The sequence below is a fragment of the Ekhidna sp. genome, from assembly GCF_965212185.1.
Lineage (GTDB): Bacteria > Bacteroidota > Bacteroidia > Cytophagales > Cyclobacteriaceae > Ekhidna.
This window is the reverse complement of sequence record NZ_OZ243102.1, coordinates 308,899-331,667: the sequence shown is the minus strand read 5'-3', so window position 1 is coordinate 331,667 and position 22,769 is coordinate 308,899. Positions and strand designations below refer to the sequence as shown.

Here is a 22,769-nt window from a genome sequence, read left to right as displayed (position 1 = left end):
GATAGCCCTATGTTAGTAGTAAAAAGAGACGGAAGAAGAGAATCCGTCAAGTTTGACAAAATCACAGCTCGAATCGAAAAGCTGTGTTATGGTTTAAACGCAGACTTTGTTAAGCCAGTCGAGATTGCCAAAAAGGTAATTGATGGTTTATATGATGGAGTTTCTACCATCGAACTCGATAATCTAGCAGCTGAAACTGCAGCAACTATGACTACACGTCATCCTGATTTTGCCAAGCTAGCGGCCAGAATCTCCATTTCTAACCTCCACAAGGTAACAGAGACATCATTCTCTAACACAATGAAGAGAATGTATGAATACATCAATCCTAAAACGGAGGAGAATGCTGCCTTACTATCCAAAGAGATTTATGGAATCATTCGAAAGAATGCGAAGAGACTGGATGATGCAATTGATTACAACAGGGATTACAATTACGACTACTTCGGCTATAAGACATTAGAGCGCTCATACTTAATGAAGCTTGATGGAAAGATTGTGGAGCGTCCGCAACACATGCTCATGAGAGTATCAGTGGGTATTCATGGTGAGGACATTGATTCAGCAATCCAAACATATAACTTAATGTCAGAGAAGTGGTTTACACACGCCACTCCTACCCTTTTTAATGCGGGTACTCCAAAACCACAACTTTCTTCTTGTTTCCTACTTTCGATGCAAGACGACAGTATAGATGGTATCTATGATACTTTGAAGCAATGTGCCAAAATCTCGCAATCTGCTGGTGGTATTGGACTTAGTATACATAACGTTCGTTCTACAGGAGCTTATATTAAAGGAACAAATGGCACCTCAAATGGTATCGTGCCAATGCTTAGAAACTTTGACATGACTGCTCGTTATGTTGACCAGGGTGGTGGAAAAAGAAAAGGAAGTTTTGCCATTTACTTAGAGCCTTGGCATGCGGACATCTTTGATTTCCTGGATTTAAGAAAGAACCATGGAAAAGAAGAAATGAGAGCCAGAGACTTGTTCTACGCTCTTTGGATTCCTGATCTTTTCATGGAACGTGTAGAGAGTAATGGAGATTGGACAATCATGTCACCAGACGAGTGTCCGGGACTTTATGAAGCATACGGAGATGAGTTTAAAGCACTCTATGAAAAATATGAGCGTGAAGGAAAAGGTAGAAAAACCATAAAGGCACAAGATCTTTGGTTTGAAATACTTGAAGCTCAAATTGAGACTGGAACACCTTATATGTTATATAAGGATGCTGCTAACAAGAAATCAAATCAAAAGAATCTCGGTACCATCAGATCTAGTAATCTATGTACTGAGATCATGGAGTACACTTCTAAAGACGAAGTGGCGGTTTGTAACCTGGCTTCTATTGCTCTATCCAGGTTTGTGATTGATGGTAAGTTTGATCATGATAAATTATATGAAATCACTAAGGTGGTTACTCGTAACCTTAACAAGGTCATCGATGTAAACTACTACCCGGTACCTGAGGCTAGAAACTCCAATATGAAACACCGTCCTATCGGTATTGGTGTTCAAGGACTAGCTGATACTTTCTTATTATTAAAGCTGGCTTTTGAGTCTGAAAAAGCTAAGAAGCTTAATAGAGAGATATTCGAAACCATCTACTTCGCTGCAATGGAAACCTCTATGGAAATGGCAGTAGAAGAAGGTCCTTATGAAACATTTAAAGGATCTCCAGTATCTAAAGGAGTATTCCAGTTTGATATGTGGGGTGTAACACCTGATTCCGGACGATGGGACTGGACTGAACTTAAGCAAAAAGTGAAAAAGAATGGAGTAAGAAACTCTTTACTTCTAGCTCCTATGCCTACAGCTTCAACCTCTCAGATTCTTGGAAATAATGAGTGCTTTGAGCCTTACACATCTAACCTCTACTTACGAAGGGTACTTTCAGGAGAGTTTATTGTTGCCAACAAGCATCTAATGAAAGAGTTGATTAATCTTGGTCTATGGGATGAGCGCATGATGAATCGTATCAAAGCAGAGAATGGATCCATCCAGAATATTCCAGAAATTCCAGAAGACATTAAAGAAAGATATAAGACCGTTTGGGAAATTTCCCAAAAAGCTATCATCGACATGTCAGCAGAAAGAGGAGCGTACATCTGTCAAAGTCAGAGCTTAAACATCCACTTACAGGATGCAAACTTCGGCAAGATGACATCCATGCACTTCTACGCCTGGAAGAAGGGATTAAAGACAGGTATGTACTACTTGAGAACTAAAGCAGCGACTGACGCAATCAAGTTTACTGTATCAAAAGAAAAACAAGAGCAGCCAAAGGAAGCTATAGCCGCCACTCAGGCGGAAGGAGCTCAGACCCAAGCACAGATTGATCAGCAAGCAGCAATGCAATGCTCATTAGACAATCCGGACGATTGCGAAATGTGCGGCTCTTAAAGTAAATAAGTGTAATTCTTTTAAAGCCCTGTCTGCTTAAATGGAGATAGGGTTTTTTATATTGAATCGTAATGATTTTATTTGGTTAAAGGCTAAGTAGGCATGAATTAAACTGCTCCTTTAATTATCTCATCAACAACATCAGGATTAAGAAGTGTTGAGGTATCACCGAGATTGTCGGTCTCTTTACTAGCAATCTTCCTCAATATTCTTCTCATTATTTTTCCTGATCGGGTTTTAGGTAAATCAGAGACTAACTGAATGTGATCGGGTTTAGCAATAGGTCCGATCATTTTATTTACCGTTTGCCTTATTTCCTCCTCCAATCCGTCAGACTCAGCGATAACAAATGCATAAATACCTTGTCCTTTGATATCGTGAGGAAATCCAACGACAGCTGACTCAATCACTTTTGGATGTTCATCAATTGCATTTTCCACTTCTGCTGTTCCCATTCTATGACCTGACACATTAATCACATCATCTACCCTACCTAATATTCTCAGATAGCCATCATGATCTCGCTTAGCTCCATCACCAGTAAAGTATTTGTCCTTATAAGCAGAAAAGTAGGTATTTCGGCATCTTTCATGATCTCCATAGGTAGTCCGTAATATGGATGGCCATGGAAACTTAATACACAAATTACCTTCAACATTATTACCCTTAAGCTCATTCCCCTCTGAATCAACTATTACAGGCTGTATGCCCGGCAAAGGAAGTGATGCATGTGCAGGTTTAGTAGGTGTAATACCCGCCAGCGCAGAGACCATAATTCCTCCTGTTTCTGTTTGCCACCAGGTATCAACCAATGGACATCTTCGCTTTCCTATATGTTCATGATACCAGTGCCATGCTTCTTCATTGATTGGCTCGCCCACTGAACCAATTACTTTTAACGAGTCTAATTGATGTTTTTCTACCGGCTCCAGCCCATGAGCTTCCAATGCCCTTATTGCAGTCGGAGCAGTATAAAATTGATTGACCTGATGTTTATCACAAACTTCCCAAAACCTGCCTGCATCCGGATAAGTAGGTATTCCCTCAAACATAACAGTAGTCGCACCGGCAAGCAGTGGTCCATATACGATATAAGAGTGACCTGTGATCCACCCAACATCGGCCGTGCACCAATAAATATCTCCGGGTTCGTATTGAAAAACATTTAAAAATGAATAATAAGTGTAAACCATATAGCCCCCACAAGTATGAACAACCCCTTTAGGTTTGCCGGTGGATCCAGATGTATAGAGAATAAAAAGCATATCCTCTGAGTCCATTTCTTCTGACTCATGGTGTTCGGGCATTCCTTTGACTGCATCGTGCCACCAGACATCTCGTCCGGATTTCATCTGTACCTCTGTATTGGTACGCTGATACACAATGACTTTATCAACAGATTTAGTTTTTTCTAATGCCTCATCCACGACCCCTTTCACGTCTATAGTCTTGGTACCTCGAAAGTTTCCATCAGATGTTAACACCATCTTAGCCTGACAATCATTGATGCGGTCCGCTAAAGCACTCGAGGAGAACCCTGCAAAAACCACAGAATGCACAGCGCCAATACGGGCACATGCAAGCATTGCAACTGCTGCTTCTGGCACCATGGGCATATAGATGATTACACGATCACCTTTTCCTACCCCATTGGCAACCATTGCATTTGCAAACTGGCAAACCCTGCTATGTAGTTCTTTATATGAAAGTGAAATAGATTCTTCGTCAGGATTATTTGGTTCCCACAATATGGCAACTTCGTCCCCTCTCTCTTCTATATGTCTATCAAGAATATTTTCTGTGATATTCAGTTTTCCACCAATAAACCATTTAACATCAGGCCCTTTAAAATCCCATTCCAGTGTTTTGTTCCATTTCTTTCGCCACGTAAAGGAATCAGCTATTTCAGCCCAAAAACCTTCAGGATCTTCCACGCTGTGATCATACTTTTTGGTATACTCACTAAGAGATGATATTCGGTGTGATTTTGTAAAATCATTCATAGGTCTAAATCTAATAAACGTGCATCTTTGTACCACAGAATAGGACATCAATCCTGAGATAGACATTATCTAAATTTCTCTTTGAGAAAAGCTTTTACATTTCAAAAGAAAAATCCTATCTTTGCCGTCCTAAATTTTTGGAACAGAGAAAAGCGTTATGGCAAACCATAAATCAGCACTTAAGAGAATCAGAAGCAACGAAGCGAAGAGACTGAGAAATAGATATCAGCATAAAACGACTCGTACGTTCATTAAAAGACTAAAAGAAACAACTGATAAGAAAGCAGGCGAAGAGCTTTTAACTCAGGTTATTTCTATGGTGGATAAACTTGCTAAAAAGAACATTATCCATGATAACAAAGCTGGTCACCTTAAGTCACAATTGACTAAGCACGTGGCAGGCTTATAAGCCTCAGCTTTTAAAGACTTTTTTTTTACCCTGCGCAAGCAATTGTGCAGGGTTTTTTGTTTCAAAACCGAAGTGATTTATCTCGAAGGTTTTATTTTACGGGTTCTTATGGAAGATAACCGTTTGACGATAAAACGTTGGGCTGAAGAGGACAGGCCTAGAGAAAAACTAATACTAAAAGGAAAGGCTGCATTATCTGAAGCAGAGCTGATTGCTATCCTTATTGGGTCCGGAAATACGGAACAAACTGCAGTGGAGCTCTCACAACACATTCTCAAACAATGTGAAAACAGTTTGATGAACCTGGCTCGCCTTTCTGTCAAAGACTTACAAAAATTTAAAGGAATTGGGGAGGCGAAAGCAATCTCTATTGTAGCCGCTCTAGAATTAGGTAGAAGAAGAAAAGATTCCGAACCTAAAAGAAAAGTGAAGATCACTTCATCTAAAGACGCTTTTGAAATCTTAAGAGGCGATATGATGGATCTCAACCATGAGGAATTCTGGTTGCTTCTGCTTAAAAGGAATAATGAGGTCATTAAAAAAGAAATGCTGAGTCGTGGTGGAGTCTCAGGAACAGTAGTAGACCCGAAAATTATTTTCAAGCGTGCACTTGAGGAAACAGCCAGTGGCCTCATTCTCGCTCACAACCACCCCAGTGGAAACCTGAAACCAAGCCAGGAAGACATTAACTTGACCAAACGTCTGAAAGAGGCAGGTAAATCACTTGATATTTCGGTGCTTGATCATTTAATCATCACGGATCATACTTTTTTCAGTTTTGCTGATGAAGGCATTTTGTAATCCTCTTATCTAAATTTGCATCATGAAAAAGGCATGGCTGATCCTTATGCCCATTGGGGTAGTGGTATTCTTTATGTTGCGTTCAGGAGGGGATGATGAAAGCTACTCTCGGGAGATTAATCAATTTTGGGAAGACAGACACGATTTCTTCAAAACCTCGAAAGCCAGTCCATTTGTCCAGAAAGAAGTTGAATACAAAGCAGTTGAATACTTCGCTCCAAATCCTGAATACAAGGTAAATGGCACATTGAGTAGATATAGTAAGCGAGAAACACTCACGTTAGGCAATAGCGACGGTACCACAACCACTTATCTCAAGTTTGCTGACGTACAATTTAAGATCAAGGGTCAAAAGTGCTCACTACTTATTCTCAAAGCATTGGGTTTTGGTAACCAATACTTACTTGCTTTTGGTGATGCAACTAGTGGTGTTTCCACTTACGGTGGTGGTCGTTATCTTGATGTTGCCATCGGAAAGTCAGATCAGATCACATTAGATTTCAATAAGGCCTACAACCCCTACTGTGCCTACTTTGAAGATTTTACCTGTCCGTTACCCCCCCGCGAAAATCTTTTAGATGTTACTATTGAAGCCGGGGAAAAGAATTATCCGTATTAGGTGCTCAAACTCAACCCACAGCTTAACAGATTCTTTATTTTTGCTCTCTTAATTTCAAGAGCACGATAAAGGCATGAAGATTTCTTACAGTTGGCTGAAAGAGTATATTGATTTCAACGAAACACCTGAACAATTGGGTGACATTCTGACCCAAACAGGTCTGGAAGTTGAAGGCATTGAGAAAGTAGAGAAAATCCCTGGAGGACTACAGGGTATTGTCGTTGGTGAAGTCATGTCTTGTGAAAAGCATCCAAATGCTGACAAGCTTAAAGTAACCAAAGTAGATATCGGTGCTGATGAACTTTCAGATATTGTATGTGGAGCTCCTAATGTAGCTGCCGGGCAAAAAGTGCTGGTCGCTACCGTAAATTCCACAATCTATCCTACTAATGGCGAACCATTTAAAATCAAAAAAGCCAAGATTAGAGGGGAAGTTTCTGAAGGAATGATCTGTGCTGAAGATGAACTAGGGCTCGGCACCAGTCATGATGGCATCATGGTGTTGGATACTGACAAACTCAACGGTACACCTGCAATCGAACTATTTGAAACGGGTGAGGATCATGTTTTTGAAATAGGATTGACACCTAATAGAGGAGATGCTACCTCTCACATGGGAACAGCCAGGGATCTTAAAGCCTACTTTAGAAAGGAACTTCAGCTTCCTGAAACTAAAACATTTGATATTACGGAAAGCAATCCTGTCACTATTGAGATTGGAAATACGGAAGCATGCCCCAGGTATTCCGGAATCACCATTCGTGGAGTAGAAGTAAAAGCTTCACCAGACTGGCTACAATGGAAACTTCGATCGATAGGCTTAGAACCAATTAACAACATCGTTGATATTACAAACTATGTATGTCATGCCATCGGTCAACCTATGCATGCCTTTGATGCTGATAAAATCGAAGGGAATAAGGTCCTTGTGAAAACGCTTCCTAACAAAACCAAATTCACAACGCTTGACGAAAAAGAAAGAGAGCTGCATGAAAAAGATCTGATGATCTGTAATGGCAAAAGTGAAGGCATGTGTATCGCAGGAGTATTCGGAGGGATTCGATCAAGCGTTACCGAAGCTACCACGGATATTTTTCTTGAAAGTGCTTATTTCTCAGCAGACTGGGTAAGAGCTACTGCTCAGCGACACTCGCTTTCTACAGATGCCTCTTTCAGATATGAAAGAGGTGCAGACCCGGAAATGACCGTTCCAGCAATAAAACTTGCAACTTCACTCATTTTAGAAATAGCAGGTGGTCACGCTGCATCTGAGATTTTAGATGTCTATCCAGAAGCAATTAAGAAAAAAGAAGTTGATATCACCTTCCAAAACTTTCATTGGATCATTGGAAAGGAGCTGGATAGCGACTTAATCATCGAAATATTAAATTGGTTGGATATCAAAACAGAGAATATCACTAAAGAAGGGTTTAAAGCCATTATACCGGCTTATAGAAGTGATGTGACAAGACCTGCTGATTTAGTTGAAGAAGTACTTCGCATTTATGGATTCAACGAAGTAGAGCTAGATGAAAACTTCTCTGCTGATTACCTAGCTGAGTTTAATGAATATGAACCATACAGGGTACAGGAAGACCTTACCAAATTTTTGGCAGGTAATGGTTATTCTGAAATATTGACTAATTCATTGACCAATCCAAAATATCACGAGAAGTTTCCTTTAGGCGGTGAACCAGTTGAAATGCTCAATCCTTCCAGTGAAGAATTGACGATCATGAAAACATCACCTGTTTACACCGCATTGGAATCAGTGGCTTATAATATCAACAGAAGAAATCCAAACCTTAAGTTTTTTGAGTTTGGACGCTCGTACAAAAAAGAAGACAAAGAATACAAAGAGGCTGAGTGGCTTTCTTTTTATCTCACAGGGAATACCGTGGAAGAAAATTGGTTGGATGAGCCTCGAAAGAATTCATTTCATGATCTCAGTACTGCGGTAGTGGGAATGTTGAAATATGCGGGTATTCGAAAAACTGAAATTATACCGTCCGAAAAAGGTACACTTTATGAGTATGGTGTAGTCATCAAGAAAGATGGAAAAATGCTTGGATTACTAGGAAAACTTAAGCGAGAATTGCTTTCTATTTATGGTATCAAGCAAGATGTATTTCACGCACAGTTAGATTGGAACACCGTATTAAGTTTATACAAATCGGATGTTGCATACGAACCTATTCCAAAATTCCCGGAAGTGAAAAGAGATTTGTCACTTGTGCTGGATAAAGGAGTGCCTTACTCAGAGATTCAGAAACTTGCATTTAAGCAAGAGAAAAAATTATTGAATCGAATGAACCTTTTTAGTGTGTATGAGGGGGATAAAATAGAAAAAGGAAAAAAAGCTTATGCAATTAGTTTTTTTCTTCAAGATAAATTCAAAACTTTAACAGATAAACAAATTGATAAAAGTATGAATGCATTGATGAATCTTTATGAAAAAGAACTTAATGCAGTAATACGAAAATAGATGCCAAGCGAAAAGTTATATCGTGAATTTCAAAATCTTGAACGCAAGATTCAATTAGTGTTAAATGAAAACAAGCGCTTAAAAGATGAATTGAATCACGCCAAAGATGAGAATGGCAATCTGAAAGAGAAAATGAAAACTCATGAGAGTAGCTTGAGTAACTTTCAGAACCAAATGAATATAAATAAATTAGCAAATAACATGGTAGTCAGTGAGGGTGATTCAGTGAAGCTGAAAGAGACGATAGAAGGCTACATCAAGGAGATAGATAAATGTATTGCCCATTTGGCAGAATAATTAAATAACCACCGAATGGCAGAACTATCCATAAAAATCAGAATTGGGAACAGGGAGTATCCCATGAGAGTGAAAGCGGAGGATGAGGAAAGGATTAGAAGAGCAGGAAAATTATTAAATGAGAAAATAAAAAATTACCAAAATCAATTCGGAATAGATGATACTCAGGATTTGGTTGCAATGGTAGCTTTTGATTGCCTGGTAGAGAAACTAAAACGTGAAGAAGCATCCGATGCTTCAGACGACTATGCTCTAGGTGAAATTTCTAAGTTAAATCAGCTCATAAGTAACTCCATCTGATTATATCGCCCTTGATTTAGAGAAATCTGACTATCCTGTTATTTGATTCACTCAAATACACACAGATGGACACCACATTAATAATCGTAATAACTGCAGTTGTCAGCGCTCTGGTTGGCTTACTTATAGGTAGGGCCTTGCAAGGAAAAAACGCCAGCAAAAAAGTTAAGGAGGCCGAAGAGCAATCTAAACTTATACTAAAGGAAGCTGAGGTCACAGCCGAAAGTATTAAAAAGGATAAAGTACACGAAGCAAAAGAGCAACTCTTGAAAATGAGGAGTGATTTTGAAGATGAGTCTACACGGAAGAAGAACATCCTTATTACGAATGAGCAAAAGCTTAAGCAAAAAGAATCCAACCTGAATAAGCAATTTGAGCAGGTCAAGAGGAAGGAAGATGAAATAAACAACCTGAAAGAAACACTTGCTAATCAAATGGAGATTGCTCGTCAACGGAAAGACGAGTTTGAAAAAATGCAAAAGCAGCAGGTTGCGATACTTGAAAAAGCTGCCAACCTTCCAGCTGATGAGGCCAAGGCCCAGCTCATGGAAGCACTGAAAGATGAGGCTCGAACCAGTGCTTCGGCACACATTAAGGAGATAGTGGAAGAAGCGAAAATGACGGCTACTAAAGAGGCTAAAAAAGTGGTGATCGAAGCAATTCAGCGTACTGCAACTGAGCATGCCATTGAAAATACTGTTTCAGTCTTCAACATTGAAAGTGATGATATCAAAGGTAAGATCATTGGGCGTGAGGGTAGAAATATACGAGCACTTGAAGCAGCTACAGGTGTAGAAATTATTGTGGACGACACTCCAGAGGCTATCATTATTTCAGGTTTTGATCCTGTTAGAAGAGAGATTGCAAGGCTTTCTTTACATAGACTTGTTCAAGATGGAAGAATTCACCCAGCACGAATCGAGGAAATTGTCAACAAGACATCAAAGAACATTGGAGATGAAATTATTGAGATCGGTGAGCGAACCGTCATCGACTTAGGAATTCATGGACTTCACCCGGAGCTTATCAAAATGATTGGCAGGATGAGATTTAGATCATCCTACGGTCAAAACCTTCTGCAGCACTCTCGTGAAGTCGCAAATCTTTGTGCCACACTAGCATCAGAACTGGGTCTCAACCCTAAGCTTGCTAAACGTGCCGGACTCTTACACGATATTGGAAAAGTTTGGCCGGATGAGCCAGAAAAGCCACATGCAATAATTGGAATGGAATTGGCGCAGAAGTACAAGGAAAATACGGAAGTGTGTAATGCGATTGGTGCTCACCATGATGAGATAGAAATGACATCAATGATCTCCCCTATCGTGCAGGCATGCGATGCGATCTCTGGATCCAGACCGGGAGCAAGACGTGAAATTATGGAGCAATACCTGAAACGATTGAAAGATCTGGAAGGAATTGCGTTAAACTTTGATGGAGTGAATAAGTGCTATGCTATCCAGGCTGGTCGAGAACTCAGAGTCTTGGTTGATGCAGAAAACGTAGATGACAAAGCGGCAAGCGACCTGTCATTTAACATTTCTCAAAAAATAGAAAAGGATATGCAATATCCAGGTCAGATTAAGGTGACGGTCATTCGTGAAACACGAGCTGTTGCTTTTGCTAAATAGAATTAAAAACAATAAGCTATGAAAAAAATCATATTTAGTCTCTCAATTGTTGGGCTACTATTCATTTCCTCATGTGGCGGTGATGATGACAGTACGCCTATGGCCGTTGGTCTTTCTGGCACCATTAATTATGACGGACAATCATACTCAATAGTTAATGGTATTCTTGGACTTTCAGTTGAAGAAGGTAATGCTGTTGGTGAATTTTTTATGGCCGATGGAACCATTACTGCGACATCTACTGGGGTCTCTACTAGTGATAGTCAAATAATCATTTCAGTAGTTGCTACTTCTGTTGGAACTGCAACGCTTGGAAATGGTGATTATGCGACAAGTACAGATATTCCTGAGAAGTATGCAGATATTCAGGTCACAACCTCTAGTGGTAGCAAGCAAGCATTTACCAATGGCATTGTGAACATATCAGGTTCAGAAAACACATACACCATTTCATTTGATGTACCGTTTGGTCAAGGAATAGAGTTAACTGGAACTGTGAGTGGGACTTACGCAGCGCGATGATTAGAGTGAATTAAAAAAGAATTATTTTAGCAAAATGTTGTTTAGCTGGTCCAATAAGAAAAGAAAATTTGTAAAGAAGTCAAAACGACTCCTTTAGTCCGGCTATTGAATAGATTTATATTTTTAAATAATATTTCATGAACCGGAGCATCAGCTTCGGTTTTTTTGTTTAACCAATTTGTGAATTTAATAATGAAAAATGCAGGCCTAGTCCGAGCAGTGGAGAATCACGGCTCACCCTTATATGTTTATGATTCTGATCAAATTAAAGAAAACTATAAACAGTTTATCAAAGCATTTAAGGTTGATAGTTTAAAGGTTCATTATGCATGCAAAGCACTAAATAATCAATCCGTTCTCAAACTATTTAAATCACTTGGTGCTGGACTTGATTGTGTTTCTATAGAGGAAGTTCACATCGGGTTGCATGCTGGATATCAGGCAGAGGATATATTATTTACGCCCAATAATATCTCAACAGAAGAATATGAACAAGCCATCGAATTAGGTGTGAAAATCAATGTAGATAACCTGTATACTTTGGAGTATTTTGGAATGAACCATCCTGAAATTCCTATTTATATCAGGATAAATCCTCATTTGATGGCTGGTGGGAATCAAAACATCTCTGTTGGGCATATTGATTCAAAATTCGGCATCTCGATACATCAGGTTCCAAACATTGAGCGTATAGTGAAAAAACTTGGAATCAATGTGATGGGAGTGCACGTACATACCGGGTCTGACATCCTGGACGCTGAAATATTTATTAAAGCAGCAGAACTTGTTTTTAGCGTTGTAGAAAAGTTCGAGACGGTTACACATATCGATTTTGGGAGTGGTTTTAAAGTGGCATACAAACCAGATGATTTACATACAGATATAGCAGCATTCGGTAAAAAGTTCAGCAAGTCATTTAATGACTTTTGTACAAAACAAGGTAAGACATATACTTTGGAGTTCGAACCAGGAAAATACATGGTTAGCAATGCTGGTTATTTTGTTGCAACAGCAAATTTGATTAAACAAACGACCTCTTGCACCTTTGTTGGCCTGAATACAGGTTTTAATCATTTCATTAGACCTATGTTTTACAATGCCTACCATCACATTGAAAATCTTTCCAATCCAAATGGCGAGAAGAAGGTGTACAATGTAGTGGGATACGTTTGTGAAACCGATTCATTTGCTTCAGATCGAATCATTCCAGAGGTAAGGAAAGGTGACACACTTGTTTTTAAGAATGCCGGTGCGTATTGCTCAACAATGGCTTCCAATTACAATTCTCGACCCAGACCTGCAGAAGTGATGATCAATAATGGTAAGGAACATTTGATTAGGAGGAGAGAGACTATTGAGGATATGCTTTGTACTCAGGTAGACGCTAAGATAGAATTTTAGGATACCTCTTTTATTAGAAGCAAAGAGTTACTGATTCTCAAACTCATGTTTGAGTAGCCATTGCTTTCTATGAATACCACCTCCATACCCTACAATACTCCCATCGGAACCAATGATGCGGTGGCAAGGAATAATGATTGAAATCTTATTTTCACCATTAGCTCTTGCCACTGCCCTGACGGCTTTTACATCACCAACAACATCAGCCTGTTGTTTATATGATCTTGTCGTTCCGTATGGAATTTTCATAAGAGCATTCCAGGCTTTTTGTTGAAAATCTGTTCCAGGAACAGCCAATGGTATATCAAAGGATTTTCTTTTCCCTTCAAAATATTCCTGCAATTGTTTTGCTGTATTATCAATCATTGGGTGTTTTCCTGTGATCATCTCGGATTGCATCCGTTTTTTCAATACCTCTATCTGAGTTTCCAGCATTTTCCTGTCCGTAAACTCTAGAAGACATAATCCCTCATCAGTCACACCAATCATCATTGGACCTAAAGGTGTTGGGATACGATTGATTGTAATGATTTGACCTTGAGTACCTGGTGAAAATCCTGTCATATTCTTAAATGTATCTGAAAAACCACTTAATGAGTCATAGCCTTGTTCGAAAGCAGATTGAGTGACTGTTTGGCCTTCCTTTATTTTTAAAAAAGCTTCATTGATTCTGCTCATTCTAAGATATGCTTGAAAAGTGATACCATGAGTCTTCTTGAAATATCTCCGGACTCTACTAGGACTATAGCCGAGTTGACTCAGTTCATAATCTTTCCATTTTTTAGTGGGATAGCTTTCCACTTCTTTTAATAATGGTACCAACCAGTCTGGCGCAGAATGATAACTTTTCATAGGTCTACAGACTTTACATGCTCGATAACCATTGCTTAATGCGTCCTTTGTTGACCGAAAGAACTCAACATTTTCATACTTCGGTTTTCTTGCAGAACATGTAGGTCTACAAAAAATGCCTGTTGTCTTGACTCCTGCTATAAAGACTCCTTCATAATGAGAATTTTTGTCCAGTAGGGCTTGATACATTTCGTCAATGGAAGGGAGTGTAGAGATCATACTTCAAAAGTAGATAAGCAAGACTTCAAGGTACAACCGAAAAATGAACAACCATTTTTCAACGGTCTCCTTAAACACTTTCATTAAGAAAACACTAGCTTCAATTATTTCATATCAAAAAATACTTAGTTATGGCATACAATGAATACCTGGCTGATAGATTGAGAAATGCATTAAATGCTCGAAAAATCTCATTCGAAGAGAAGAAAATGATGGGAGGGCTTTGCATAATGGTAGATGACAAGATGCGTATTGGGGTCATAAAGGATGATCTAATGGCACGGGTCGGTCCAGATGCATATGATCAATTACTTAAGAAATCTAATGCAAGAATCATGGATTTTACTAAACGTCCCATGAAAGGGTATTTATATGTAAATCCCGAAGGTTGGGATAATGATTCTGAGCTCAACAAATGGGTAGATCAGTGCCTGGAATTTAATAAAGAGGCTAAATCGTCTAAGAAGAAGTGACTCCTCCAGTGGGTATTTTTCCTAAATACTCACTAACTTTTTGATAGCAATCGATCACTAACCTAAAGTAAACTACTATGAAATACGCATGTGAGATTGTAATTGATAAACCACGGGATGAGGTTATTAAATTTTTTGACAATCCTGACAACATGAAATATTGGCAAAAAGGGTTTGTGAGTTTTGATCACATTTCCGGCGAGCCAGGAAAACCTGGAGCTGAATCAATCATTAAATATGACTTTGGAAAAAGAAAGATGGAATTGATTGAAACCATCACTTTTCGTCAGCTTCCAGATGAATTTCATGCCAATTTTACAACAAAAGGAGCTGTGAATATTCAAAAAAACTATTTCAAAGACGAGGGTGATAAAACCCGTTGGATTTCAGAAGCAGAATTTAAGTTTTCAGGTTTCATGAAACTCATGGCCTTTTTCATGGGTATAAAACCATTTAAAAAGCAAACAATGATTTTCATGGAGGATTTTAAGTCCTTTGCTGAAGGCAGACCTCAATATGGAAATTGAAAGCATTCGAGAGTACTGTCTCCAAAAACCCGGAGTGACGGAAGGAATGAAATGGGGTGATCATCTAACGTTTATGGTCGCAGAAAAAATGTTTGCCATCTTCGGATTAGATCAAACACCGATTAATGCATCATTTAAAGTCAGCGATGAAGACTTTGAGTTGATGCAGCATCAGCTGGGTATGAGAGCAGCGCCTTACCTCGCCAGATACAAATGGATCGCAATTGATGACATTGGGATCATTCCGGAAAGTGATTGGAAGAGGATCTTGGATAATTCTTATGAGTTGATAAAAAACAAATTACCTAAAAAGGTGCAAGCATCAATAACGGCTCTTAATTAAACGGAAAGAAAAATTCCAACATGTCATCGGTTGTTGCTCTCCATAGTCCCCAACTATGACCTTCAGGAAGTTCCTTCCAGACTACATCATATCCCGTTTCAATTAGATAATCTTTTATCTTTCTCATATTAGGAGGTAGTGAGCTTCCCTCATAAGTACCCCAAATTGTAGCTACTTTGATTGCTTTCTTCTCACCATCCATCACTATTCCATTCGTGTGGAAATTATTTGGCTGAAATGCTCCTGAATGGATGCCGCAATTACCAAAAACGTTAGGGTTTTGAAATGCGATGATTGCCGAAATGTTTCCCCCATAGGAATCCCCAATTACAGCTCTTGAGTCTGCTATTTGTAATGTGCCATAGTTGCTATCAATATGAGGTACCAGTTCATTCACAAAAAAGTCTGTGTACTTGAATCTATCGTCAAAAGCATATTCTACGTTTCTGTCATTAGGAACGACAAACACTCCAATAGTCGGAACAATTCTTTCATCTGCAATCAGGTTATCCAACACATTCTTTGAGCTCGCTAAGTTGAGATAGTCAGAACCATCCTGAAAATAAGCAACTGGATATTCACCCGATTCAGAATAAGCAGCTGGTAGATAAATATGAACCGTGTAGGTCTTACCGGTAGCAGAGCTAGTAATCTGGATTTCTGAAACAGTCCCCTTATCAATCCCTTCTCTTGATTGTATTTCTTCCGGCTGCTCATATTCTGGCATTGCTAATTCCGAATTGGAGCCGAATCCTCCGCCAATACGATTTGGATTATTTGGATCTAAGATCCAATTGGAGCCATTAATTACCAGTTTGTAATCCAGCCTTGCATTTCGCTCGAATGTTTCCATTCGATACCAAAGGTCTGTGTCTCTTAATTGCGTGAACTGCTTTCCTGTTGGATTCCAGCCCGTAAAATCTCCAGCAATCTGAACTTGTGAAGCCTTACCAAAGTAGAAGAAGTAAACAATGGTATCTTCTTCTATGTGTGGTGCTTCCAATGAATCCAGAAAGGCTTCAACTAATGCATATTGATCAGTAGAGTCTGAAAGAGATACCGCTTCTATCAATTCTGAAAAGCTATTTATTTCTTTTTCCTCTTCAAGTACCGGTCGATCCTGCTTACATCCAAAAGCAAGCAAGATCGTCAATAAATAAAATAATTTACTCAGGTGTTTTCTCATCCGGAAATTCTTTCTTAAAACCATCCCAATATTCTGCAATGGTTTGCTTCATGTCTTTTCTAAGCATTAGGATACCAAACAAGTTTGGCAATGTCATGACTGCAATCGTAATCCCGGAAAGTGTCCATATAATTGTTGTATCGGCAAAGGATGCAATGAAGAAAGCTACAACATAGACCAATCGGTAATACTTCACTGATTTTGGTCCAAATAGATATGTCATGGCTCGATCACCATAGTATGACCAACTAATTGCCGTACTAAAAGCAAACAATAGCAATCCGATTGAAACGATGTACTTTCCTGATTCGCCAAAGAAACTACGTGTAAATGCTTCAGCTGTGAGTGGTGCACTGTGAACCAATGATTTTCCTTGAAATACTAATTCCAGACTTTCAGGTTTTCCATTAATAATATTGACAGCTCCTGTTACAGGCTCTCCATTTTTAAGAATACTTACCTCTTCGGCTAAAGATCTAGCGTTGATAATAGATACTTCATTTAGTATTTCGCCATCAACTACATTAAGTGAACCATTAAATAGTGGCAGTGCATTTGTTTGGCTAATATGTCCATATAGCTCCTGCTTTCCTGCATCGGTTGCGTCGGAATAAATCCCTTCAACAATGCTCATGTCCGTGTAATCGAATTCATTCGACAATTTCTCATTCCAAACACCGGATGATAAAAGAACAAGTGCGGTCACAGTACATATAACAATCGTGTCAATGAAAGGCTCCAGGATGGCCACAAAACCTTCAGAGACCGGTTCGTGACCTTTGGCTGCAGCATGTGCAATAGGGGCACTACCCTGACCGGCTTCATTGGAAAACAATCCTCTACCCACGCCTTTATTAAAGGCAAATGCGATAGATGCTCCAAGGAATCCCCCAGTAGCAGCGGATCCGGTAAATAGATCTGCAAAAATTGATACAAATGAAGGAACAATATTTCCGATATTATAGAAGATTACCGCAAATGCTCCAATGAAGTAGATTAAAGCCATTGCTGGCACCAAACGTGAAGTAACCGCTGCGATTCGTTTAATTCCTCCTATGATAACCAACCCAAGAAGTACGGCAAGCACTCCTCCTACAAGCATTTCATCAAAACCGAATGTCGCATTCAGTGAATCTGCAATACTGTTTATCTGAGGTAGGGAACCTGTGCCAAAAGAAGAAAGGACAGTTGCGCCTGCAAAAATGGCTGCCAGCCAACCCATATTCAGCTTATTCTTCATGTAGTACATAGGGCCTCCGGCCATTGTACCATCTGCAGTTTTTTCTCTGTATTTATGGGAGAGAGTTACCTCCACAAATTTGGTACACATACCTACAGCAGCTGTCATAAGCATCCAGAAAACAGCAGCAGGTCCTCCAATATGAACGGCTAATGCTACCCCGGCAATATTACCTGTTCCAACTGTACCGGATAAAGCAGTGGTAAGTGCTTGAAAATGATTGGTGTCTCCTTCATCATCTTCCTTATCAAATTTTCCTTTAACCACTTTAAAGGCAAATCGGAAATAGCGTATTTGGGGAAATTTTAAATAAATGGTAAAGAAAAGTCCAGTTCCCAGAAGTGCGTATGGAAACCAGGCTGAGCTACCAATGTAACTATCTATTAAGGAAAGAAAATTGTTTAATTCTCGCATGAATCAGGTTTTGATTTCAGAAATTCGATTTTCGCAATCCGACAAAAATAACTTTTTTAATGAATCAAGCCTTACCTGGAACATTTCAATATGAAGCATGTTACATAGATGGGATAAGAAAGTCCTGAAAGGCACTTTTTTCGTATCTTTTCAAAAGAAATTTTCAAATTCAAAACCTAACATCGACATGGAAGAAGTTACTTCTGAAGCATCTAAATACACTCAAATTGCAATAGACATTATTATGACCTGGGGGCCAAAAGTGATTGCCGCAATTGTCACACTACTAATTGGTTTATGGATCATAGGCATCATTACTCGTGGAATTTCCAAAACCATGCAAAAACGAGACGTTGATCCATCGCTACGACCCTTTCTTAAGTCATTGATTTCCGCTGCGCTAAAAGTGATGCTGTTTATTTCAGTCATCGGAATGGTAGGCATAGAAGCTACAAGCTTTGTAGCAGTATTGGGAGCTGCTGGTTTGGCAATAGGCTTGGCTCTTCAAGGGACACTTCAAAATTTTGCTGGAGGAGTCATAATTCTACTTATAAAACCATTTAAAGTGGGTGATTGGGTTGATACTCCAAATCATTCAGGGACAGTCCACGCAATACAAATCTTTCATACCATCTTAAAGACACCTGATAATAAAACGATCATAATCCCGAATGGGCCTTTGGCAAACTCATCACTTACGAATTATTCAACAGAGCCACGAAGAAGATTGGACCTTACAGTAGGTGTCGGCTATGGTGACAGCACCGAAAAAACGAGGGAAACATTGATGGAACTCATCAATGCAGATGACAGAATTTTAAAAGATCCTGAACCTTTTATTGCCTTAGCAGAATTAGCAGATAGTTCGGTGAATTTCACCGTCAGACTATGGGTTGAAGCTACCGACTATTGGCCTCTGAAATTTGATATGAATGAGCGGATCTATAATAAATTCAATGAAGTTGGATTGAATATTCCATTCCCGCAAATGGACGTACATGTTCACAAAGACAATTAATTTTTGAAGGAATAAAGTCTTAAAAGTCCGTTTTAGATTCGGACTTTTTTTATTTTTATTAGATGAGGCAAAACATTCCATCCGGAGCACCATGGGAAAATGAAGTTGGATACTCCAGAGCAGTGCGTATTGGCAATACGATTGAAGTATCGGGAACCGCTCCTGTTCGTGATGGAAAAACGGCAGGAGATAATGCGTACGAGCAAACGAAGATTTGTCTTGAAATCATCAAAGAAGCCCTGGAAAAAGGAGGTGGGAAGATGGAAGATGTGATTCGTACCAGAATGTTTGTTACGGATATTGCTCAATGGGCCGCCATAGGTAAAGCTCATGGTGAATTTTTTGGTGAAATTAAACCTGCAACTACGATGGTAGAAGTTAGCTCATTAATCAAAAAAGATATGCTTATTGAAATTGAAGCGACCGCAATAATTTCTTAGCTTCTAATTAATAAAATTTACCATCTTTTTTTTATGATTCTCATTTGGCAATCTTCCATATCCAGCGGCCATATTGTCAATCATATGCTTTTCCTTCGATGTACCTGGAATAACGCAGGTGACTGCATCATTGGCTAGTAAGTATTTCAGAAAAAACTGACCCCAGCTTTTACAATCAAACTCGTCAGCCCACTCAGGTAATTGTTGTCCACTTGTCTTTCTAAACAAGGAGCCTCCCGCGTAGGGCCGGTTGGTTAGGACGGCCACACCCTGATCTTTTGCAACTGGCAATAAAGACTTTTCTGCATTGCGATCGATTATGGAATAGTTGACTTGTACAAAATCAATCTTTTCAGACTTTATAATCCGTTCCAAATCATCGTGTGCGCTATTTACATAATGAGTAATTCCAATGTGTCGAATTAGACCTCTATCCTTCCAATCATAAAGTGTCTTGATATGTGTTTTCCAATCCTGAAGATTATGAATTTGCATCAAATCCATTGGGTTGGCCTTCATTTTATGCATTGAAGCATTCATTTGATTGATACCTGATTGCTTTCCTGTTGTCCAAACTTTTGTCGCATAGAAAAGATCATTTTTGATTCCCAGTTCGTCAGACAAATCTCCAACAACCTTTTCTGACGAACCATACATTGGAGATGAATCAATGACACTTCCTCCCCCTTCAACCAGCGCTCTTAATACTCCCTTCAATGGTTCTCTCGCTGAAGATGAATTGCCAACATCAAATGTTTGCCAGGTACCAAGGCCCACTACCCCAATTGTCTTGCCAGAAGATGGAATAACTCTTTTCATCATTTGGGTTGTTTGTGAGAAGACAAGTTTTGGTATTCCCATTGCAACACATCCTACTGCAATATGCTCAAGGGCTTTTCTTCTTGATAAAAAGCGATTTTTCAATTTCATGGCTATTAAAATTAAAACAACCACAATTAAACAACACCTCAAAAAATGAATCTAATACCTGTATTATTCAGTGAGGTATCTTGATGTAACAACATCATAAACAAAGCTGGCCGCCAGTTTTGCAGTGCGACCATCATCATATTTGGGACTCATTTCTGCTACATCAAAGCTGACCAGCTTTTCTGATTGAAGAATTTGGCTTATTAATGGCTTTATATGATGTGGCAATGCACCATATGGGTTAACGGCACTAACGCCCGGTGCAATTCCTGCAGAAAAAACATCAAGATCTAAAGTAATGCAGACCTTATCCATTTGATCAATGAAAAAATTAATACGTGCCTGTAGATCCTCTTCTGACTCCTCAAGCAATTCTTCCATAGAAATGAATGATTGGTCTTTTTCACGCATCAACTCAAACATAGAAGCAATATTTACAGCTTCATTAATTCCGATGGGCAGATAATGAAAGTTGCTATACTCCTCAAACAGTTGATTTGCCCAACTTCCCGAGTGCGGCCCCTGAGGATACTGTCGTAAGTCAAAATGTGGATCAAAATTGATCATTCCTACCTTCTGACCTTGAAAGCTATCCAGTACCCCTTTGCCATGAGCATAGCTAATTTCATGTCCTCCTCCCAGAAGGATTGGAAAAGATCCCGCTTTGACCATCGCTTCCACATATCGAGCAAATTCCTTTTGTGCATTCTCTAATTGTTCTCCGCTCACCACCACATCTCCAACATCTGTCAGTCGTGTATTTTCATTAAAATGGACGGCTAAATTGACCATTGCTTTACGGATTGCATCAGGCCCATCTACAGCACCAGTTCTTCCCAAATTACGCTTCACCCCCACATCAGAACAAAAGCCAAGAAAACAAAAGCCCTGGGGGATTTCTGCATTGAGATCTCCTGTCTGAGTTATCTGATGCCATAAATCTTTCGTTGAACCTGGATCTTGTCTTCCTTTCCAAATGGATTGATTCCCTGGTCTGTACATATTAAATCTGTTTACCGTTTTTCCAAACCATATCTGGTTTGATCTTTCCTTGATTGTATAGTATTTCTCTATAATCGTCTACAGGAAAAGCGATCATATCTGCTTTCATTCCTTCTGCCAGTCGACCTCTATCATTCAATCCTAGAGCATTAGCTGCTCGAAATGTGATGCCTGAAAATATTTCAGCTGAGCTAAGCTTCTCGTAGATGCCCAGAATTGCCGCCTGAACCAACAGATCTCCCATTGGTCCGGAACCTGGATTCCAGTCTGTCGATATGGCTAACGATGCTCCTGCGTCCAATAGTTTTCTTGCTGGAGTGAATTGCATCCCTAAACCTATAGATGCACCAGGTAATGCAACAGCAACAGTATCAGATTTGGCTAAAATCTCCACTTCCATTTCCGTGCTAGCCTCCAAATGGTCAGCGCTTCGTGCACCTAGTTCTACAGCTATCTGACTACCTCCAGTGTGGAATTGATCCGCGTGAATCGTTAGATCGAATCCTAGCTTTTTGGCCGCAGACATGTAGTCTTTCGCTATTTCAACCGGAAATGCTGAAGGCTCAACAAAAATATCGACACGATTAGCAAGATCTTTTTCTATCAATTTTGGAAGCAGTTCCTTCTCCAAATACTCCAAGAATTCCTTCTTGTTAGTAAATTCTTTGGGACACACATGTGCAGCAAGACAGGTGGGTATCAAATCCGCCTCGATATCACCTTTCGCGTTTTTTACCACCTCCAGTATTTTCAATTCATTTTCAACATCAAGCCCATATCCACTTTTGACTTCTATGGTTGTGATACCATCTTTTAGATGACGTTTTGCTCTTTTAATGAGACCAGTTTTTAGCTCTTCTTTAGTAGCCGCTCTAGTTTTTTCTACAGAATCGAAGATTCCACCACCTTGTTCTAATATCTTTTCATAAGACTCTCCAGACATGCGAAGGGTGTAGTCCCTTGCCCGGGTACCTCCCCACACCAAATGGGTGTGACAATCAATGAATCCGGGAAGCAACACATGACTCCCCTCAATTTCTTCTATCGTGACATCATTCTTCCTGAGATCATTAAAATCCCCTACTTCCAAAATTTTTTTACCCTCAATTAATACTCCACCATTTTTAATAATATCTAAGCTAGAATCAGCCAGAGCACCTTTTTCGGGTGTGCGTGATAAAGTCAATATCTCTTTGAATGGTCCGATAAGTTTCGACATGGTACGAAAATTGAAATGATTACAAAAGT

22 protein-coding genes are annotated in these 22,769 nt (G+C 39.4%); 15 read left to right on the top strand and 7 right to left on the bottom strand.

Annotation, left to right across the window (positions count from 1 at the left end; all coding sequences use genetic code 11):
- Positions 1 to 9 precede the first annotated feature (9 nt).
- Positions 10 to 2,409 carry a ribonucleoside-diphosphate reductase subunit alpha gene (locus ACOMC3_RS01460; protein ID WP_420317745.1) on the top strand — a complete coding sequence of 800 codons (2,400 nt, stop codon included), beginning with the start codon at positions 10 to 12 and terminating at the stop codon, positions 2,407 to 2,409.
- 107 nt (positions 2,410 to 2,516) lie between these two features.
- On the opposite strand, the gene acs is transcribed toward ACOMC3_RS01460, so the two are convergent.
- Complete coding sequence (gene acs / locus ACOMC3_RS01455) at positions 2,517 to 4,412, bottom strand: acetate--CoA ligase (protein ID WP_420317744.1); 1,896 nt, start codon at positions 4,410 to 4,412, stop codon at positions 2,517 to 2,519.
- A gap of 157 nt (positions 4,413 to 4,569) precedes the next feature.
- On the opposite strand from acs, the gene rpsT reads away from it, so the two are divergent.
- The 9 genes from rpsT (at position 4,570) to lysA (ending at position 12,877) form a co-directional block, all read left to right on the top strand.
- Entirely contained in the window at positions 4,570 to 4,821 is a 252-nt protein-coding gene (gene rpsT / locus ACOMC3_RS01450; protein ID WP_420317743.1) for a 30S ribosomal protein S20, read from the top strand.
- A 108-nt stretch (positions 4,822 to 4,929) separates the two neighbouring features.
- A complete protein-coding gene (gene radC, locus ACOMC3_RS01445) occupies positions 4,930 to 5,622 on the top strand; it encodes a RadC family protein (protein ID WP_420317742.1) in 693 nt (230 codons plus the stop codon).
- Positions 5,623 to 5,644: 22 nt separating this feature from the next.
- Positions 5,645 to 6,241 carry a DUF1684 domain-containing protein gene (locus ACOMC3_RS01440; protein ID WP_420317741.1) on the top strand — a complete coding sequence of 199 codons (597 nt, stop codon included), beginning with the start codon at positions 5,645 to 5,647 and terminating at the stop codon, positions 6,239 to 6,241.
- A 73-nt stretch (positions 6,242 to 6,314) separates the two neighbouring features.
- Positions 6,315 to 8,726 carry a phenylalanine--tRNA ligase subunit beta gene (gene pheT, locus ACOMC3_RS01435; RefSeq protein ID WP_420317740.1) on the top strand — a complete coding sequence of 804 codons (2,412 nt, stop codon included), beginning with the start codon at positions 6,315 to 6,317 and terminating at the stop codon, positions 8,724 to 8,726.
- On the top strand, positions 8,727 to 9,023 hold the full coding sequence (locus ACOMC3_RS01430; RefSeq protein WP_420317739.1) for a hypothetical protein: 297 nt from the start codon (positions 8,727 to 8,729) through the stop codon (positions 9,021 to 9,023).
- Between the two features lie 15 nt (positions 9,024 to 9,038).
- Positions 9,039 to 9,323: a cell division protein ZapA gene (locus ACOMC3_RS01425; RefSeq protein ID WP_420317738.1), complete on the top strand. Its 285-nt coding sequence runs from the start codon at positions 9,039 to 9,041 to the stop codon at positions 9,321 to 9,323.
- A gap of 65 nt (positions 9,324 to 9,388) precedes the next feature.
- Positions 9,389 to 10,954, top strand: coding sequence for a ribonuclease Y (rny, locus tag ACOMC3_RS01420; protein ID WP_420317737.1), 1,566 nt, complete (start codon positions 9,389 to 9,391; stop codon positions 10,952 to 10,954).
- An 18-nt stretch (positions 10,955 to 10,972) separates the two neighbouring features.
- Positions 10,973 to 11,476 (top strand): hypothetical protein, encoded by a 504-nt coding sequence (locus tag ACOMC3_RS01415; protein ID WP_420317736.1) that lies wholly within the window; start codon positions 10,973 to 10,975, stop codon positions 11,474 to 11,476.
- 192 nt (positions 11,477 to 11,668) lie between these two features.
- Complete coding sequence (gene lysA, locus ACOMC3_RS01410) at positions 11,669 to 12,877, top strand: diaminopimelate decarboxylase (protein WP_420317735.1); 1,209 nt, start codon at positions 11,669 to 11,671, stop codon at positions 12,875 to 12,877.
- A gap of 27 nt (positions 12,878 to 12,904) precedes the next feature.
- On the opposite strand, the gene ACOMC3_RS01405 is transcribed toward lysA, so the two are convergent.
- Positions 12,905 to 13,948: a bifunctional transcriptional activator/DNA repair enzyme AdaA gene (locus ACOMC3_RS01405; RefSeq protein ID WP_420317734.1), complete on the bottom strand. Its 1,044-nt coding sequence runs from the start codon at positions 13,946 to 13,948 to the stop codon at positions 12,905 to 12,907.
- A gap of 131 nt (positions 13,949 to 14,079) precedes the next feature.
- Here ACOMC3_RS01405 and ACOMC3_RS01400 point away from each other — a divergent pair, with 131 nt between their 5' ends.
- From ACOMC3_RS01400 to ACOMC3_RS01390, 3 genes are all read left to right on the top strand, one after another.
- Positions 14,080 to 14,421 (top strand): TfoX/Sxy family protein, encoded by a 342-nt coding sequence (locus ACOMC3_RS01400; protein ID WP_420317733.1) that lies wholly within the window; start codon positions 14,080 to 14,082, stop codon positions 14,419 to 14,421.
- 77 nt (positions 14,422 to 14,498) lie between these two features.
- Complete coding sequence (locus ACOMC3_RS01395) at positions 14,499 to 14,948, top strand: SRPBCC family protein (protein ID WP_420317732.1); 450 nt, start codon at positions 14,499 to 14,501, stop codon at positions 14,946 to 14,948.
- Positions 14,938 to 15,291: an MmcQ/YjbR family DNA-binding protein gene (locus tag ACOMC3_RS01390; RefSeq protein WP_420317731.1), complete on the top strand. Its 354-nt coding sequence runs from the start codon at positions 14,938 to 14,940 to the stop codon at positions 15,289 to 15,291. Before ACOMC3_RS01395 ends, ACOMC3_RS01390 begins: the two co-directional genes overlap by 11 nt.
- On the opposite strand, the gene ACOMC3_RS01385 is transcribed toward ACOMC3_RS01390, so the two are convergent.
- Positions 15,284 to 16,477 carry an alpha/beta hydrolase-fold protein gene (locus tag ACOMC3_RS01385; protein WP_420317730.1) on the bottom strand — a complete coding sequence of 398 codons (1,194 nt, stop codon included), beginning with the start codon at positions 16,475 to 16,477 and terminating at the stop codon, positions 15,284 to 15,286. The two genes, ACOMC3_RS01390 and ACOMC3_RS01385, sit on opposite strands and share 8 nt — an antisense overlap.
- Positions 16,458 to 18,131 carry an alanine/glycine:cation symporter family protein gene (locus tag ACOMC3_RS01380; protein WP_420317729.1) on the bottom strand — a complete coding sequence of 558 codons (1,674 nt, stop codon included), beginning with the start codon at positions 18,129 to 18,131 and terminating at the stop codon, positions 16,458 to 16,460. Before ACOMC3_RS01380 ends, ACOMC3_RS01385 begins: the two co-directional genes overlap by 20 nt.
- Before the next feature lie 187 nt (positions 18,132 to 18,318).
- Here ACOMC3_RS01380 and ACOMC3_RS01375 point away from each other — a divergent pair, with 187 nt between their 5' ends.
- Positions 18,319 to 19,149: a mechanosensitive ion channel family protein gene (locus ACOMC3_RS01375; RefSeq protein ID WP_420317728.1), complete on the top strand. Its 831-nt coding sequence runs from the start codon at positions 18,319 to 18,321 to the stop codon at positions 19,147 to 19,149.
- A gap of 62 nt (positions 19,150 to 19,211) precedes the next feature.
- A complete protein-coding gene (locus ACOMC3_RS01370) occupies positions 19,212 to 19,589 on the top strand; it encodes a RidA family protein (RefSeq protein WP_420317727.1) in 378 nt (125 codons plus the stop codon).
- A gap of 3 nt (positions 19,590 to 19,592) precedes the next feature.
- Here the strand turns inward: ACOMC3_RS01370 and ACOMC3_RS01365 are convergent, their stop codons facing one another.
- The 3 genes from ACOMC3_RS01365 to hutI form a co-directional block, all read right to left on the bottom strand.
- Complete coding sequence (locus tag ACOMC3_RS01365; RefSeq protein WP_420317726.1) at positions 19,593 to 20,519, bottom strand: aldo/keto reductase; 927 nt, start codon at positions 20,517 to 20,519, stop codon at positions 19,593 to 19,595.
- A gap of 63 nt (positions 20,520 to 20,582) precedes the next feature.
- Complete coding sequence (hutG, locus tag ACOMC3_RS01360) at positions 20,583 to 21,521, bottom strand: formimidoylglutamase (RefSeq protein WP_420317725.1); 939 nt, start codon at positions 21,519 to 21,521, stop codon at positions 20,583 to 20,585.
- 1 nt (position 21,522) lies between these two features.
- A complete protein-coding gene (gene hutI, locus ACOMC3_RS01355) occupies positions 21,523 to 22,740 on the bottom strand; it encodes an imidazolonepropionase (protein WP_420317724.1) in 1,218 nt (405 codons plus the stop codon).
- Positions 22,741 to 22,769 lie beyond the last annotated feature (29 nt).

What these genes read in the sequence shown, in the direction of transcription:
- ACOMC3_RS01460 (WP_420317745.1), top strand. Translation starts at nt 10, where the DNA reads ATGTTAGTAGTAAAAAGAGACGGAAGAAGAGAATCCGTCAAGTTTGAC.
- acs (WP_420317744.1), bottom strand. Translation starts at nt 4,412, where the DNA reads ATGAATGATTTTACAAAATCACACCGAATATCATCTCTTAGTGAGTAT.
- rpsT (WP_420317743.1), top strand. Translation starts at nt 4,570, where the DNA reads ATGGCAAACCATAAATCAGCACTTAAGAGAATCAGAAGCAACGAAGCG.
- radC (WP_420317742.1), top strand. Translation starts at nt 4,930, where the DNA reads ATGGAAGATAACCGTTTGACGATAAAACGTTGGGCTGAAGAGGACAGG.
- ACOMC3_RS01440 (WP_420317741.1), top strand. Translation starts at nt 5,645, where the DNA reads ATGAAAAAGGCATGGCTGATCCTTATGCCCATTGGGGTAGTGGTATTC.
- pheT (WP_420317740.1), top strand. Translation starts at nt 6,315, where the DNA reads ATGAAGATTTCTTACAGTTGGCTGAAAGAGTATATTGATTTCAACGAA.
- ACOMC3_RS01430 (WP_420317739.1), top strand. Translation starts at nt 8,727, where the DNA reads ATGCCAAGCGAAAAGTTATATCGTGAATTTCAAAATCTTGAACGCAAG.
- ACOMC3_RS01425 (WP_420317738.1), top strand. Translation starts at nt 9,039, where the DNA reads ATGGCAGAACTATCCATAAAAATCAGAATTGGGAACAGGGAGTATCCC.
- rny (WP_420317737.1), top strand. Translation starts at nt 9,389, where the DNA reads ATGGACACCACATTAATAATCGTAATAACTGCAGTTGTCAGCGCTCTG.
- ACOMC3_RS01415 (WP_420317736.1), top strand. Translation starts at nt 10,973, where the DNA reads ATGAAAAAAATCATATTTAGTCTCTCAATTGTTGGGCTACTATTCATT.
- lysA (WP_420317735.1), top strand. Translation starts at nt 11,669, where the DNA reads ATGAAAAATGCAGGCCTAGTCCGAGCAGTGGAGAATCACGGCTCACCC.
- ACOMC3_RS01405 (WP_420317734.1), bottom strand. Translation starts at nt 13,948, where the DNA reads ATGATCTCTACACTCCCTTCCATTGACGAAATGTATCAAGCCCTACTG.
- ACOMC3_RS01400 (WP_420317733.1), top strand. Translation starts at nt 14,080, where the DNA reads ATGGCATACAATGAATACCTGGCTGATAGATTGAGAAATGCATTAAAT.
- ACOMC3_RS01395 (WP_420317732.1), top strand. Translation starts at nt 14,499, where the DNA reads ATGAAATACGCATGTGAGATTGTAATTGATAAACCACGGGATGAGGTT.
- ACOMC3_RS01390 (WP_420317731.1), top strand. Translation starts at nt 14,938, where the DNA reads ATGGAAATTGAAAGCATTCGAGAGTACTGTCTCCAAAAACCCGGAGTG.
- ACOMC3_RS01385 (WP_420317730.1), bottom strand. Translation starts at nt 16,477, where the DNA reads ATGAGAAAACACCTGAGTAAATTATTTTATTTATTGACGATCTTGCTT.
- ACOMC3_RS01380 (WP_420317729.1), bottom strand. Translation starts at nt 18,131, where the DNA reads ATGCGAGAATTAAACAATTTTCTTTCCTTAATAGATAGTTACATTGGT.
- ACOMC3_RS01375 (WP_420317728.1), top strand. Translation starts at nt 18,319, where the DNA reads ATGGAAGAAGTTACTTCTGAAGCATCTAAATACACTCAAATTGCAATA.
- ACOMC3_RS01370 (WP_420317727.1), top strand. Translation starts at nt 19,212, where the DNA reads ATGAGGCAAAACATTCCATCCGGAGCACCATGGGAAAATGAAGTTGGA.
- ACOMC3_RS01365 (WP_420317726.1), bottom strand. Translation starts at nt 20,519, where the DNA reads ATGAAATTGAAAAATCGCTTTTTATCAAGAAGAAAAGCCCTTGAGCAT.
- hutG (WP_420317725.1), bottom strand. Translation starts at nt 21,521, where the DNA reads ATGTACAGACCAGGGAATCAATCCATTTGGAAAGGAAGACAAGATCCA.
- hutI (WP_420317724.1), bottom strand. Translation starts at nt 22,740, where the DNA reads ATGTCGAAACTTATCGGACCATTCAAAGAGATATTGACTTTATCACGC.